Source organism: Pseudomonas sp. KK18 (genome assembly GCF_037094675.1).
Lineage (GTDB): Bacteria > Pseudomonadota > Gammaproteobacteria > Pseudomonadales > Pseudomonadaceae > Aquipseudomonas.
Genome location: NZ_CP146605.1, coordinates 2392849 through 2405117 on the forward strand (window position 1 = coordinate 2392849; position 12269 = coordinate 2405117).

General features: G+C 59.4%; 16 protein-coding genes. 7 read left to right on the forward strand and 9 right to left on the reverse strand.

Annotation, left to right across the window (positions count from 1 at the left end; genetic code table 11):
• Positions 1–45: 45 nt before the first annotated feature.
• From V6607_RS10880 to V6607_RS10890, 3 genes are all read right to left on the reverse strand, one after another.
• Positions 46–303 (reverse strand): DUF2790 domain-containing protein, encoded by a 258-nt coding sequence (locus tag V6607_RS10880; protein WP_003219985.1) that lies wholly within the window; start codon positions 301–303, stop codon positions 46–48.
• Between the two features lie 111 nt (positions 304–414).
• Positions 415–1185 (reverse strand): alpha/beta hydrolase, encoded by a 771-nt coding sequence (locus tag V6607_RS10885; protein WP_102368533.1) that lies wholly within the window; start codon positions 1183–1185, stop codon positions 415–417.
• Between the two features lie 161 nt (positions 1186–1346).
• The gene (locus V6607_RS10890; protein WP_134326089.1) at positions 1347–1559 is read right to left on the reverse strand and encodes a phage infection protein; all 213 of its coding nucleotides are present in this window, start codon (positions 1557–1559) and stop codon (positions 1347–1349) included.
• A gap of 243 nt (positions 1560–1802) precedes the next feature.
• Between V6607_RS10890 and V6607_RS10895 the strand changes: the two genes are divergently transcribed.
• Positions 1803–2477, forward strand: coding sequence for an HAD-IA family hydrolase (locus V6607_RS10895; RefSeq protein ID WP_134326090.1), 675 nt, complete (start codon positions 1803–1805; stop codon positions 2475–2477).
• A gap of 16 nt (positions 2478–2493) precedes the next feature.
• On the opposite strand, the gene V6607_RS10900 is transcribed toward V6607_RS10895, so the two are convergent.
• Positions 2494–2808 carry a hypothetical protein gene (locus tag V6607_RS10900; RefSeq protein WP_008438700.1) on the reverse strand — a complete coding sequence of 105 codons (315 nt, stop codon included), beginning with the start codon at positions 2806–2808 and terminating at the stop codon, positions 2494–2496.
• A 159-nt stretch (positions 2809–2967) separates the two neighbouring features.
• Entirely contained in the window at positions 2968–3228 is a 261-nt protein-coding gene (locus tag V6607_RS10905) for a hypothetical protein (protein WP_003219977.1), read from the reverse strand.
• Between the two features lie 170 nt (positions 3229–3398).
• Between V6607_RS10905 and V6607_RS10910 the strand changes: the two genes are divergently transcribed.
• Positions 3399–3857, forward strand: coding sequence for a DUF2214 family protein (locus V6607_RS10910; RefSeq protein ID WP_102368535.1), 459 nt, complete (start codon positions 3399–3401; stop codon positions 3855–3857).
• A gap of 120 nt (positions 3858–3977) precedes the next feature.
• Here the strand turns inward: V6607_RS10910 and csrA are convergent, their stop codons facing one another.
• The gene (gene csrA / locus V6607_RS10915) at positions 3978–4172 is read right to left on the reverse strand and encodes a carbon storage regulator CsrA (RefSeq protein WP_003192511.1); all 195 of its coding nucleotides are present in this window, start codon (positions 4170–4172) and stop codon (positions 3978–3980) included.
• Positions 4173–4435: 263 nt separating this feature from the next.
• Between csrA and V6607_RS10920 the strand changes: the two genes are divergently transcribed.
• Positions 4436–4813 carry a hypothetical protein gene (locus V6607_RS10920; RefSeq protein ID WP_032899812.1) on the forward strand — a complete coding sequence of 126 codons (378 nt, stop codon included), beginning with the start codon at positions 4436–4438 and terminating at the stop codon, positions 4811–4813.
• A gap of 43 nt (positions 4814–4856) precedes the next feature.
• On the opposite strand, the gene V6607_RS10925 is transcribed toward V6607_RS10920, so the two are convergent.
• From V6607_RS10925 to V6607_RS10935, 3 genes are all read right to left on the reverse strand, one after another.
• Entirely contained in the window at positions 4857–5546 is a 690-nt protein-coding gene (locus V6607_RS10925; RefSeq protein WP_134326091.1) for an endonuclease I family protein, read from the reverse strand.
• A gap of 4 nt (positions 5547–5550) precedes the next feature.
• Positions 5551–5802: a DUF1654 domain-containing protein gene (locus V6607_RS10930; RefSeq protein ID WP_023659007.1), complete on the reverse strand. Its 252-nt coding sequence runs from the start codon at positions 5800–5802 to the stop codon at positions 5551–5553.
• A 230-nt stretch (positions 5803–6032) separates the two neighbouring features.
• On the reverse strand, positions 6033–7121 hold the full coding sequence (locus tag V6607_RS10935; protein ID WP_003219965.1) for an asparaginase: 1089 nt from the start codon (positions 7119–7121) through the stop codon (positions 6033–6035).
• Positions 7122–7687: 566 nt separating this feature from the next.
• On the opposite strand from V6607_RS10935, the gene V6607_RS10940 reads away from it, so the two are divergent.
• From V6607_RS10940 to V6607_RS10955, 4 genes are read left to right on the forward strand one after another with little or no spacing between them, the layout of a single operon-like run.
• Positions 7688–8647 carry a sugar ABC transporter substrate-binding protein gene (locus V6607_RS10940; RefSeq protein WP_003219963.1) on the forward strand — a complete coding sequence of 320 codons (960 nt, stop codon included), beginning with the start codon at positions 7688–7690 and terminating at the stop codon, positions 8645–8647.
• Between the two features lie 58 nt (positions 8648–8705).
• Positions 8706–10259 carry a sugar ABC transporter ATP-binding protein gene (locus V6607_RS10945; protein ID WP_008438693.1) on the forward strand — a complete coding sequence of 518 codons (1554 nt, stop codon included), beginning with the start codon at positions 8706–8708 and terminating at the stop codon, positions 10257–10259.
• The gene (locus V6607_RS10950) at positions 10256–11233 is read left to right on the forward strand and encodes an ABC transporter permease (RefSeq protein WP_003219960.1); all 978 of its coding nucleotides are present in this window, start codon (positions 10256–10258) and stop codon (positions 11231–11233) included. Before V6607_RS10945 ends, V6607_RS10950 begins: the two co-directional genes overlap by 4 nt.
• A gap of 3 nt (positions 11234–11236) precedes the next feature.
• A complete protein-coding gene (locus tag V6607_RS10955) occupies positions 11237–12259 on the forward strand; it encodes a LacI family DNA-binding transcriptional regulator (protein ID WP_003219958.1) in 1023 nt (340 codons plus the stop codon).
• Positions 12260–12269 lie beyond the last annotated feature (10 nt).

The window sequence follows — 12269 nt, forward strand, 5'->3', positions numbered from 1 at the left end:
CGCCCTGGTGATGTGCAGTTCTTGCGTGGCGCAAGTGTAGCCCGATCAATTGTCATTGGGGCAGCCGATGCCCTGTACTTGATAGTCCAGCACGTGTTCGCGGCCCTGGCTGTCGAGGTAGTCGAGGCGCGCAGGGACAATGCCGCACTGGCCGTAGGTATCGGTGCTCGACAGTACTTTGGCCACGTCCATGTGCATGAAGAAGCCGGGGGTGTCATGGATCACCGAGGTGGTGGCGGTGGTATCGGCAAAGGCCGAGCCGGTGGCGAGGAGGGCAGCAAAGCCGAGGATAAACAGTTTCATGGCGGTATCTCTCTTTAAGGGTTGGCTGCCGGTATCCGGCAGTGAGTTCACAGTAACCAGGCGACACAAACAGCCAGCCAACAGGATGATGACAAGATAGTAATGAAGGGCTTAAGGCTGGCGGCCGGACGCTTCGAGGATCAGGTCGGTGATTTCCTTGGCGTGGGAAACCAGGGACAAGTGGCTCGATGGCACCTCGATGGTGGTGGCGTTCATGCGCTTGGCGAGAAAGCGTTCCAGGTCCGGGTTGATGGTCTGGTCATTGCTGGACACCGCATACCAGGACGGCTTGGTGTGCCACGCGGCGTTGACGGTGCGACCGCTGAACAGGGTCTTGGCGATCGGTTGTTGCACGGCGTACAGCTCCATGGCCTTGGCGTGGGGTACATCGGCGGCAAAGTACTTGAGGAAGGCGTCCTGGTTCAGGGTCAGGTAACCGTCGTGCTCCACCACACCGGCCCGCACGGGTGTGCTTGGGTACTTGGCGGACAGGGCGACGAAGTCTTCGTTGGCGTCCGGAGCGCGGGCGGCGACGTATACCAGGGAGCTGACCTTGGGGTTGACCCCGGCGTCGCTGACCACGGTGCCGGCGTAGGAATGGCCGACCAGCACGGTAGGACCGTCCTGTTGATCGAGTACGCGATTGGTGGCAGCGACGTCATCCGCCACCGAGGTCAGCGGGTTTTGCACGGCGGTTACATGCAAGCCGGCGGCCTGCAGGCGGGTAATCACTTCGGACCAGCTGGAACCGTCGGCCCAGGAGCCGTGTACCAGCACTACGTTATTGGCTTTCACCGGTGCAATCGGGCCGGCCACGGCGGCGCCGGTCCCCAGCATCAACAGGCTGGCGGCGATCAGGCAGAGTTTGCTTGCAGGTTTCATGGGCGGGCTCGCTTCATTTTCAGTGGGAAGTTGGGTCACCCGCTGTGGGTGACTGACGACTTCACTGTATGAAGTGAGGGTGAGGGCAACACTGACAGCTTGATGACAAGTTTGTAATGCAATGGGCAGCCGGAAGGCTGCCCTGGTTGGACGGTGACCCATCAGACAGTACGGGTTGCTTGCAGGCGTTCAGCGCCGCCTTCCGCCAGGCCGCGTTCGTGCAGGCGATCTGCGCCGCCCTCGGCGAGCAGGTGGGATGACTGGTCTTTGACCGCGCCAGCGTGGGTGTCGGCCGACGCCATGGATGACAGCCCGAGGCCCGCGATGACAGTCAGGCCGAGTACCAGGGACGAAGCTTTCGAGAGATTGAACATGATGAGGCTCCTACGCGTGAGTCAGCCGGATTGGCTGGTGGTCGTAGTTAATCGCCGGGGTGTATCTGCCATGTGTGCCCAGGCGTGGCGAAATGCGGGTTCGCGTATCCAGGCGGGGTTCCCATACAGTCCGATACAAACCACGGGAAGGTTTACAGCGTTTGGGCCGATCCGTAGATTGCACCAGGCAAGTGGTTCGTCAGCGCCCAAGACCGGGTGACGAAAGCAAGAGGAAGCCGAGCAGTGTCCACCCGCGATTCAGCTGTATTCGCCCACCGTTACCGCGCCTTTCTGTTCGATATGGATGGCACACTCCTGAACTCCATTGCCGCCGCCGAGCGCGTATGGGCCACCTGGGCTGAACGCCATGGGCTGGATGTCGAGGCCTTTCTGAAGACCATCCATGGTGCCCGGGCCATCGATACCATCACCCGCCAGGCGTTGCCCGGTGTGGACGCGCAGGCTGAGGCGCAGTGGATTACCGAGGCTGAACTTGAGGATGTGGAAGGGGTGGTGGCGATTGCGGGCGCAGTGGAATTCCTCAACGCATTGCCCGGCGATCAATGGGCGCTGGTTACGTCTGCCCCCAAGGCACTGGCTCTGCGCCGTATGCAGGCGGCCGGGATCAACCCGCCGGCGGTGCTGGTCACCGCGGAGGATGTTGCGAGCGGCAAGCCGGACCCTGCCTGTTATGTGCTCGGTGCGCAACGGCTGGGAGTACCGGTACAGGACTGCCTGGTGTTTGAGGATGCCAGCGTCGGGATTCGCGCCGGCGAGGCGGCGGGGGCCGATGTGATGGTGGTGACGTCGACCCACCTTGTGCCCATGGTCACCGCGCATCCGTCGATTGACGGGTATGAGCATCTACAGGTTCAGCGGGACGAAGCCGGGCTGTTGCATCTACAGCGCCTGGCGTAAAAAAAGGCCGACCCGGTTACCCGGATCGGCCTTCTTCGTATAGGGGCGGTTCAACGTTGGAGCCGTTTCCAGTCAGCGTCTGCAGGCGGTTGCCCTTGAGCCCCTGGCGGGACAAGACCATTTCCTTGAGGATTTCGCTGGCAAGCCTGGCAATCGCCTCCGGCCCTCGATGGTGGGCGCGGACGATGCCGGTCACTGCAAAGTGATCAGCTTCCGGGCCGCTGAGAATCGCGGAAAGCGTGCCATCGGCATGCAGGGTGCAGACGATTTTGTAGCTCGGCAGGCGCGCTGCCAGTGCTGATTCGATTTCGCTTTTACTCAGTGTGTCCATCAGCGCTACAACCTTTCACCGACCGTGCATGCCCAAGCATAGGTTGTGTCGCGCAGCTGTAAATACCGGCGATCTGATAGCAACTGCGGCGGCGGTTTCAACCCGCTTGCGGGATACACCGCGCTGGGGCAACGAACTTCAAGATGAAACCCAAAGCCGTCAGGATGAGGCTTTGCGGCGATCACTGTGAGGCGCGCGCCGGCACAGTCTGCGATGGACGGCGACCTGAATGGGCTTGAGGCAGAAGAAAAACAAGTACGCGCTCAGGAACAGCGTCAGGTCCAGCCATGAGTAGGCTTTGTCGGAGGAGCCTTCGATTTCGAACTTGAGGCCATACTCCAGCGCCACAAACGCCACGCTGATCAGCGTGACAATCAACCAAGACTTGGATAAGTAAGGCTGTTTAACGGTACGCCTCATCAACGTGCTCCTTGGCGCGCTGCAGACTGTAGGGGATTTGTCACGAGATTCGGCCCTGGAAAACTCCACAAGTTCCCTTTGTTTGCAGGCTGTTTCATGCGTTGAACGCAGCCAGCGACTATTACTGAGAAGTGTTCCTGCCATGTGTCATACAAAAGGGAGTACGCCTTATGTTGGTTCAGTGGTTTCTTGCAGCAGTCCATTTACTGGCATTCGCCATGGCTTTGTCGGCCGTGCTTGCGCGTGGCAAGGCATTGCGCGGTGTATCTGATAGTGACCCATCCACCCTGCGCCGCGTATTGATCGCGGACAACATCTGGGGAATCAGTGCCCTGGTGTTATTGGTAACCGGTGGCCTGCGGGCCTTCGGCGGCTACGAAAAGGGCAGTGATTATTACCTGCACCAGCCGTTGTTTCACGTGAAGATGACGCTGCTTGTATTAATTTTGTTACTGGAGCTCGCGCCGATGATTCGCTTTATCAAATGGCGCATCGCGTTGGCGCGTGGCACGCGCCTCGATTTGCACCAGGCAGGTCTTTTTGCGCGCATCAGCCATGTGCAGGCGTTACTGCTGGTGCTGATGATGATTGCAGCGAGTGGCATGGCACGCGGTATCGGCCTGGGATGACGCTGGCCTGACGCTGGAACAAGGGAATAGGGCGCGCTGGCCGCGGGAAGCCGCGAGCAGGCTGAAAGAGGTTTTCGCCAGCCGTTACAGTGAACGAAAGGGCTGGCTACTGGAGGCGCTTCAAGGTGTCTGGTTTTTATCCGGAGCCGTCAGGCCCGCCTGGATACGTTGGTAGATCTCCTCGCGATGCACGGCAACGTCCTTTGGAGCATTGATGCCGATTCTTACTTGCTGGCCGCTAACGCCCAGGATGGTGATCGTGATGTCATCACCGATGTTTATGCTTTCACCGACTTTGCGGGTGAGTATCAGCATGGACTTCTCCTTGATTGCTTTGAAGGACACATGTTTCAGACAGGGCAGATGTCGGATGTGTGTAGCTTACTGCGAAGCGCTTCCCTGTGGCTGCCTCTTTTAGGACGCATAGAGGCGGCATTAATTCCCATGCCGCCATCATACAGGTCTGCGATACATCATTCGCATTGTTTAAGCCAACGTTTATGACGGCCAGAATAGACAGTGAATGATAAAGTCGCCTCTTTGATCCTCTAAGGAGCAGGGTAGTGCGTAAAGTAGCGATGGCAATTGCGGTGTTGGCATTGGCCGGTTGCGGTGAAGGTAAAAGTGTCGACGCCCCCAAGGCCAGGCCTGCCGTTGCCGAGGCGCCCGCCCAGGCGCAACCTGCGGTCGGCGCGATCGCCTCTCAAGAATGGGATGTATGGGTGGGGCCGCCGGATCACAAGCTGCAGGCGATGACTGACCTGACCGCGTGGTTGCTGGAACACGGTTTCAGTTTCTATCTGGCGAAGGAAGACGGTAAGGACCAGGTGCTGCTGGGCCCATTCAGCACCAAGGCCGAGGCCGAGGCGAAACAAGCGCAGTTGACCGAGAAACTGGCCACTGCGAAGAAGAATGACACGGTGTCCGAGGTCATCGAACACAAGGTTGCGCAGTAAAGAGTCGACAAGCGGGAGGCCATGGCGCTCCCGCTTTTTTCGTTCAGCCGCAGGCTTTCAAGTTCACCGGGCCGACAAATTCATTGCCGCGCCCCATCACGCACGCCACGGTTTGATTGCGCTGGCGTTCCCAGGGCTGTACCGGGTAGGTCTTGTTCCAGGCTTCATACAGCTGGCGATCCTGTTTCGACAGGCGCAGGCCATACTGCTTACTCATATAGAAATAGGTTCGGGCGATCATGCCGCGAATGGAAGGGCGGGGCATGACCTTCTTGGCCTTGAAGTCCACCTGGGTCAGGCATGATCCATATTGGCCGCTTTGTACCGGCAGCCAGCCAAAACTGAAATTGTTTCGGTCGCCATTCACCTCGCCGATGCTCGGCACCAAGTTGTGCAGGTCGGCTTCGGCCCGCTTGTAGACCGCGTCCTTGCGGGTGCAGTTCTTGCGCCCGCCATCCTGCCAGCACTGGCGCTGATGGCCGATCTGCCAGGCCGGAACAATGTGTTCCCATTCAATACGTGCCGCCCGGTTGGCGTTTTTGCGCGGGATATAGCCGCAGGCTTTCAGGTCTACCCGGTTGCCGTTGTATTTGCAGCCGCAATAGAACTCCGTGGATTGCGGTTCATACAGTTTCCAGGCGATTTTCTTGGCTTCGCTGAACGTCCTGGGGGCTTGGGCTTGAGCGGTAACAGCAAAAAACACGAACAACACACTGATAAAACGGACACTCATTGACTCAATCTTCCTTCGGCACAACCCAGAAAATCTGCACGCCGCCGTCATCGCGATAAGCGAGGGTGACGTTATCGTTTTCTGCTATCTCTTCCAGTAGTCGTGCCCACTCGTCTTCCGGTTCCTCCGGCAAACGAAAAATCAACGCCGCCTTGTTTTTTTGGGCATTGGTGGAGTTGATGATTTTCTGCACACGAACGGCCAGTCGTTGGTAGGCATCAGGAGGTGTTGGTGCTGCGGAAGAGGGCTTTGCCACGGAGTATTCCTTATTAGGCTGTACGTGCATACAGTATTTAACTGTGGGCAATTTCGCAACTGCTTAAAATTCAAGAATTTCTTCTGACAGTGGTTTTGCCGATTTGGTGTAGGAACGCTTTGTTTTTCAAAGGTTTTTTTGCGCGGGGGATAAAGCGGGGGAAATCAGACCCGCTCGCGGTACGCCACGAGCGGGATGGCCCAACCGTTGCCGGCCGGGCCTGGGAGCGATCAATATTCCCAGAACATCCGTTGCAGTTCCTTGCTGTCCTGGGTCTTGGTCAGGGCGACCATGGCCAGGATGCGGGCTTTCTGCGGGTTCAGGTCATGGGCAACTACCCAGTCGTATTTGTCGTCTGGTTGTTCGGCGTTACGCAGAACGAAACCACCGGCATTCACGTGGGAAGAGCGAATGATCTGTACGCCTTGCTTGCGTAGTTCCTGCAGGGCAGGCACCACCTTGGACGACACCGAACCATTGCCGGTACCGGCATGGATGATGGCTTTCGCGCCGGCCTGGGCCAGGGCCTTGTAGGCGGTGTCGCTTACGTTGCCATAGGAATAGGCGATTTCGACGTCCGGTAGGCTTTTGATGGTCTTGATGTCGAATTCCGAGTTCATGGTGTGACGCTTGGCTGGCAGGCGGAACCAGTAGGATTTGCCTTCAACCACCATGCCCAGCGGGCCCCATGGGCTCTTGAACGCTTCAGTCTTGATGTTGATCATCTTGCTGACGTCGCGACCCGACTGGATTTCGTCGTTCATGGTCACCAGTACGCCTTTGCCGCGGGCGTCCTTGCTGCCGGCGACGGCAACGGCGTTGTACAGGTTGAGCATGCCGTCAGCCGACATGGCGGTGCCTGGGCGCATCGAGCCGACCACGACGATTGGCTTGTCGGTCTTTTCCACCAGGTTGAGGAAGTAGGCAGTCTCTTCCAGGGTGTCGGTACCGTGGGTGATCACGATGCCGTCGACGTCCTTGCTGTCGGCCAGTTCGGCGACACGACGACCCAGTTGCAGGAGGTTTTCGTTGGTGATGCTTTCGGAGGCAATTTGCAATACTTGTTCGCCGCGGACATTGGCGATCTGGCTAAGCTCAGGAACACCGGCGATCAATTGTTCGATGCCGACCTTGGCGGCCTGGTAGGTCGCACTGTTGGCCGCGCTGGCGCCGGCGCCGGCGATGGTGCCGCCGGTGGCAAGGATCACCACGTTGGACAGTTTTTGCTGGGTTTCAGCTTCTTTTGCCTGAGCGGCAACGGGGAACAACAGCAGGAGGGCTAACGCGCCCGGTACGAAAGTTTTCAACGCAGATTTCATTATTCTTCTCTCTAGTTTTGATGAGTGCTGATGCAGGTTCATCTAGAAACACCCGGGCGGTTCTGAACGCCACGAGGTGCTGAGTAAGAGCAGGATTTGTACCAGCGGGATTTTGTTGGGCAATAGAATTTAACCTATTGATTTATATCTATATTTGTTTGATTTGTAAGTAAATGGCTTGGTCTTCTGTCCGGCTTTCCGAACAAAGCGGTGCGCGGGTGTTCGGTTGTCCGAAAAGGATGACGGAAAAGTTTGGTTTTAAACGCAGGAGGCACGCCGCGACCTGTCGTTTCAGAGAACGATCCAGCAACGCGGATGTTTAAAGGGGGTACCGGATGGCTTCGAGGGCAGGGCGTAAAGCGGATTCATCAAAAGGCTGTTTTCTCCCGTTGACAAATCTCGACAAGCTTCTCATAGTTTGATCTAACGCAAACGTTTGCGAGATGTTTCACGGGGTGCTCCTCGAGTGTCGTGAAAGCTCGTATCAGCCGCCCGGGTGGGTTGGCTGCCGAAGCGTTCTTCGGTGCAAGCGTTGCTCACAATAATCATAAGATCGGAGTGAACCCATGAAGCTGCCATTTGCTGGACGTCTTCTTGCTGTCGCTGTGCTTGCTGCCGCATCCGCTGCCCTGCCTCTTTCCTCTGCATTTGCTGCCGAGACCGCCGCCAAACCCAAGGTCGGCCTGGTCATGAAATCCCTCGCCAACGAATTCTTCGTCACCATGCAGGACGGTGCCAAGGAATACCAGAAAGCCCACGCCGCCGACTTCGACATGATCACCAACGGGATCAAGAACGAAACCGATACCAGTGCACAGATCGATATCGTCAATCAGATGATCCTGTCCAAGGTTGACGCGATCGTCATTGCTCCCGCTGATTCGAAAGCCCTGGTCACCGTGCTGAAAAAGGCCTCCGACAAAGGCATCAAGATCGTCAACATCGACAACCGTCTTGATGTGGATGTACTGAAAAGCAAAAACCTTGATATCCCGTTCGTAGGTCCAGACAACCGCAAGGGCGCGCGCCTGGTCGGTGAAGAACTGGCCAAGCACCTCACCAAGGGTGACCAGGTTGGCATCATCGAAGGTGTGTCCACCACCACCAACGCCCAGCAGCGTACCGCTGGCTTCAAGGACGCGATGGATGCCGCCGGCATGAAGATCGTCTCCACCCAATCCGGTGAGTGGGAAATCGACAAGGGCAACGCGATTGCCGCTGCCATGCTCCAGGCAAACCCGAACATCAAGGCACTGCTGGCCGGTAACGACAACATGGCACTGGGCGCAGTATCCGCCGTACGTGGCGCCGGCAAGGCTGGCAAGGTGCTGGTCGTAGGCTACGACAACATCGAGGCCATCAAGCCGATGCTGCAGGACGGCCGTGTCCTGGCCACCGCCGACCAGGCTGCTGCCCAGCAAGCCGTTTTCGGTATCCAGAACGCTCTGAAGCTGGTCAAGGGTGAAAAAGTCGATGCCGTGGATGGCATGATCGAAACCCCGGTCGAACTCATCCTCAAGAAGTAATTCCCCGGCAGCACAAAACAGCGTCCGCTCACCCGAGCGGACGCCTGGAGACGTTCCTATGTCATCTTCCGCACCGAACGCTGTCCTCTCGGTCAGCGGTATCGGCAAGACCTATGCCCAACCGGTTCTGTCCGACATCACCCTGACGCTCAACCGTGGGGAAGTGTTGGCGCTTACCGGTGAGAATGGCGCGGGGAAAAGCACCCTGTCGAAAATCATCGGCGGGCTGGTCACCCCGACCGACGGCCAGATGCAGTTCAATGGCCAGGCCTACACGCCAGGCAGCCGGACCCAGGCTGAAGAGCAGGGCATCCGCATGGTCATGCAGGAGCTTAACCTGCTGCCAACCCTGACGGTCGCTGAAAACCTGTTCCTCGATAACCTGCCCAGCCACGGTGGCTGGATCAGCCGCAAGCAACTGCGCAAGGCCGCCATTGAAGCCATGGCCCAGGTCGGCCTGGACGCTATCGACCCGGACACCCTGGTCGGCAGCCTCGGCATCGGCCACCAACAGATGGTCGAGATCGCCCGCAACCTGATTGGCGACTGCCACGTACTGATCCTCGATGAACCTACGGCGATGCTGACCGCCCGTGAAGTCGAGATGCTGTTCGAACAAATCACCCGCCTGCAGGCCCGGGGCGTGGCGATTATCTATATTTCCCACCGGCTCGAAGAACTGGCCCGGGTTGCCCAGCGCATTGCGGTGCTGCGTGACGGCAAGCTGGTGTGTGTCGAGCCGATGGCCAACTACAACAGTGAGCAACTGGTCACGCTGATGGTGGGCCGCGAACTGGGCGAGAAAATCGACCTGGGCCCGCGCACCATCGGCGCGCCGCTGTTGACGGTAAAAGGCCTGACCCGCTCGGACAAGGTCCGCGACGTGTCGTTTGAAGTGCGTGCCGGCGAAATCTACGGCATCTCCGGCCTGATCGGTGCGGGCCGTACGGAGTTGCTGCGGCTGATCTTCGGCGCCGACCTGGCCGACAGCGGCACCGTGGCCCTGGGCACACCGGCGCAAGTCGTCAGCATTCGCTCGCCCGTCGACGCGGTTGGCCATGGCATCGCCCTGATCACCGAAGACCGCAAGGGCGAAGGCCTGCTGCTGACCCAATCCATCGGCGCCAACATTGCCTTGGGCAACATGCCGAAGGTGTCCAGCGGTGGCCTGGTGAACAGTCGTGACGAAACGGCCTTGGCCAAGCGCCAGGTGGACGCCATGCGTATCCGCAGTTCCAGTCCGGCGCAGTTGGTGTCCGAGCTGTCGGGTGGCAACCAGCAGAAGGTGGTGATTGGCCGCTGGCTGGAGCGCGATTGCGCGGTGATGCTGTTCGATGAACCGACCCGAGGCATCGACGTCGGCGCCAAATTCGATATCTATGCGTTGCTCGGCGACCTGACCCGCCAGGGCAAGGCGCTGGTGGTGGTGTCCAGCGACCTGCGTGAGTTGATGCTGATCTGCGACCGCATCGGCGTACTTTCCGCCGGGCGCCTGATCGAGACCTTCGAGCGCGACAGCTGGACCCAGGACGAATTGCTTGCCGCTGCTTTTGCCGGCTATCAGAAACGTGATGCGCTGCTCAACGACGCAGCGCCTAGGAATACCCCATGAAAACCACTTCCTCCCCCGCAAAACGTGGCGGCAACTTCTATGGCCTGGGCACCTACCTGGGCCTGGCCGGCGCCTTGCTGGCGATGATTGCGCTGTTCTCGTTCCTGAGCGACCACTTCCTCTCGTACGACACCTTCAGCACCCTGGCCAACCAGATTCCCGACCTGATGGTGTTGGCAGTCGGCATGACCTTCGTGCTGATCATCGGCGGCATCGACCTGTCGGTAGGCTCCGTGCTGGCCCTGGCCGCATCGGCCGTCAGCGTGGCGATTCTCGGCTGGGGCTGGAGTGTGTTGCCGGCAGCCGTGCTGGGCATGGGCTGCGCCGCGTTGGCCGGGACCATTACCGGTTCGATCACAGTGGCCTGGCGGATCCCGTCATTCATCGTGTCCCTCGGCGTGCTGGAAATGGCGCGCGGCGTGGCGTACCAGATGACCGGCTCGCGTACCGCATACATCGGTGATTCGTTTGCCTGGCTGTCCAACCCGGTGGCCTTCGGCATTTCACCTTCGTTCATCATCGCGTTGCTGGTGATCATCGCCGCGCAGCTGGTGCTGACCCGTACCGTGTTCGGTCGCTACCTGATCGGCATTGGCACCAACGAAGAGGCCGTGCGCCTGGCGGGTATCAATCCCAAGCCCTACAAGATCCTGGTGTTCAGCCTGATGGGCCTGCTGGCGGGTGTGGCGGCGCTGTTCCAGATTTCGCGCCTGGAAGCGGCCGATCCCAACGCCGGTTCCGGCCTGGAGCTGCAAGTGATCGCTGCGGTAGTGATCGGTGGCACCAGCCTGATGGGCGGGCGTGGCTCGGTCATCAGTACCTTCTTCGGCGTGCTGATCATCTCGGTACTGGCGGCAGGGCTGGCGCAGATTGGCGCCACCGAGCCGACCAAACGTATCATCACCGGTGCCGTGATCGTGATCGCGGTGGTGCTCGATACTTACCGCAGCCAGCGCGCCAGTCGGCGAGCCTGAGCCATGGCAACGATCAAGGATGTGGCCGCGCTGGCGGGGATTTCCTACACCACGGTGTCTCATGTGGTGAACAAGACGCGCCCGGTCAGCGAGCCGGTACGGATCAAGGTCGAGGCGGCCATCAAGCAGCTCGACTATGTGCCCAGTGCGGTCGCGCGCTCGCTGAAGGCCAAGACCACAGCCACCATCGGCCTGTTGGTGCCCAACAGCCTCAACCCGTATTTTGCGGAACTGGCCCGGGGCATCGAGGATTACTGCGAGCGTAACGGCTATTGCGTGATCCTCTGCAACTCCGACGATAATGCCGAAAAGCAGCGCAGCTACCTGAGGGTGCTGCTGGAAAAACGCATCGACGGCTTGATCGTGACCTCGGTGGGCGGCGACGACAGCGGCCTGGCGACAGGCCTCAAGGCGGTACGCACGCCGATGGTCATCGTCGACCGTGCATTGGACGGGATCGATGTCGACCTGGTGCGCATCGACCATGAACAGGGCGCTTACCTGGCGACCCGGCACTTGCTCGATCTGGGTCATCGCGACATTGCCTGCATTGGTGGCCCGAGTCATACCCGCGTGGCGCAAATGCGGATGGCGGGTTACTACCGTGCCCTGGCCGAGGCGGGGCTCGAAGTGCCGGCTGGTCGTGTGCTGGAAAGTGATTTCACCAGTACCGGTGGTTACGCGGCCGCGGCGCAATTGCTGGCGGATAATCCCCCCAGCGCGATTTTTGCCGGCAACGACATGATTGGCTTCGGCGTCTTGCGCGCCGCTGCGGAACGTAATATCCGGGTGCCCGGTGAGCTGTCGGTGATCGGGTTTGATGATATCCAGATGAGCCAGTACGTGTACCCGGCGCTGACCACCGTGGGCCAGTCGATCCTGCAGCTGGGAGAGATGGCGGCCGAGCTTTTACTGCGACGAATTGCGACACCCCAATTGCCGATCGATCAACGCATCGTGACGCCGAGTATTGTCCTGCGCGAGTCGACGGCGCCGTTGGCCGGTGTGTTTGCCCAATACCGCTGAACCGAATTGA